We start from the raw sequence: 1,980 nt of genomic DNA, 5'->3' as shown, positions 1-1,980 counted from the left end.
TCCTCAGCGCGCGGCGCACCGGCCGGAGCGGTGGCCCGGCGGCTGGTGCGACGGCGTCCACGACGACCGGCCGCGGCCTCCGCCTCGGCGACGCTGCTGTACAGCTCCTCGTCGGCCGCGAAGTCCGGCGAGGGCAGCGCGATCGGCTCCTCCGTGGACTCCGTGACGGTGGACGCCTCGCGCTCGAGCTCGGCCTCCTCCTCGGCGGACGGGGCCTCGGAGACCAGGGCGGACGGCTCGTGCTCGTGGGGCTGCTCCTGCTGCCCGTCCCGCGCACCGCCGCGCTTCTTCTTCTTGCCCCCGCCGCCGGCGAACGCCGGCTGGTCCAGGTGCACGACCAGACCGCGGCCGTTGCAGTGGACGCAGGTCTCGGAGAAGGACTCCAGCAGGCCCTGGCCGACCCGCTTGCGGGTCATCTGCACCAGGCCCAGCGAGGTGACCTCGGCGACCTGGTGCTTGGTCCGGTCCCGGCCCAGGCACTCCAGCAGACGCCGCAGCACCAGGTCCCGGTTGGACTCCAGCACCATGTCGATGAAGTCGATGACGATGATGCCGCCGAGGTCGCGCAGCCGCAGCTGGCGGACGATCTCCTCGGCCGCCTCCAGGTTGTTGCGGGTGACGGTCTCCTCGAGGTTGCCGCCCTGACCGGTGAACTTGCCGGTGTTGACGTCGACGACGACCATCGCCTCGGTCCGGTCGATCACCAGCGAACCGCCGCTGGGCAGCCAGACCTTGCGGTCCAGCGCCTTGGCGAGCTGCTCGTCGATCCGGTACGTGGCGAACACGTCGACCTCGGAGGTCCACCGCTGGAGGCGGTCCGCCAGGTCCGGCGCGACGCCCGCGACGTAGCCGTGGATGGTGCGCCACGCCTCGTCACCGCTGACGATGACCTTGGTGAAGTCCTCGTTGAAGATGTCGCGGACGACCCGGACCGTCATGTCCGGCTCGCCGTAGAGCAGCGTCGGCGCGTTGCCCTTCTTCGCCTTCTGCTGGATCTCCTCCCACTGCGCCTGGAGCCGCTCGACGTCGCGGCGCAGCTCGTCCTCGCTGGCGCCCTCGGCGGCGGTGCGCACGATGACGCCGGCGTCCTCGGGGACGATCTTCTTGAGGATGGTCTTCAGCCGGGCGCGCTCGGTGTCGGGCAGCTTGCGGCTGATGCCGGTCATCGACCCCTCGGGGACGTAGACCAGGTAGCGGCCGGGCAGCGAGACCTGGCTGGTCAGGCGGGCGCCCTTGTGGCCGATCGGGTCCTTGGTGACCTGGACCAGGACGGACTGGCCGGACTTCAGCGCGGTCTCGATGCGGCGCGGCCCGTGGGCCATGCCGAGCGCCTCGAAGTTGACCTCGCCGGCGTAGAGCACGGCGTTGCGGCCCTTGCCGATGTCGATGAAGGCGGCCTCCATCGACGGCAGGACGTTCTGCACCTTGCCGAGGTAGACGTTGCCGACGTAGGAGGTCGACTGCTCCTTGTTGACGTAGTGCTCGACGAGGATGTTGTCCTCGAGCACGCCGATCTGGGTGCGGTCACCGTGCTGGCGGACCACCATCACGCGCTCGACGGCCTCACGGCGGGCCAGGAACTCGGCCTCGGTGATGATCGGCACGCGGCGGCGGCCCTGCTCGCGGCCCTCGCGGCGGCGCTGCTTCTTGGCCTCCAGACGGGTGGAGCCCTTGATGGACTGCACCTCGTCGGCGGCGTCGCCGGAGCGCTCCTCCTTCTTGCGGGGCTCGCGGACCTTGACGACGGTGCGCTCCGGGTCGTCCTGCGACGGCTCGGCCTCGCCGGCCGTGTCACCGGCGCGGCGACGGCGGCGACGGCGACGGCGGGAGCTGCTGGAGCCGCCGGACTGCTCGCGGCCCTCCTCGGCCTCGCGCCCGTCCTCGTCGGTGTCCTCGGCCTCCTCGGCGTCGGAGACGTCCTCGGCGATCTGCTCCGCGGTGTCCTCGGCGTCCTGCTCCGCCTGCTCGGCGGCGCTCTCC

Annotated in this window: 1 protein-coding gene; it reads right to left on the bottom strand. The window is 71.6% G+C overall.

Annotated elements, in window-relative coordinates:
- The coding region (locus HW445_RS28710) for an Rne/Rng family ribonuclease (RefSeq protein WP_180223763.1) at positions 1-1,980 on the bottom strand (1,980 nt) is incomplete at both ends.

It is taken from the genome of Streptomyces sp. UH6 (genome assembly GCF_013421635.1).
In the GTDB taxonomy this organism is placed as follows: Bacteria; Actinomycetota; Actinomycetes; order Streptomycetales; family Streptomycetaceae; genus Streptomyces; species Streptomyces abyssomicinicus.
The sequence above is the reverse complement of the archived record's forward strand: the minus strand, read 5'-3'. Positions and strand labels throughout refer to the sequence as shown.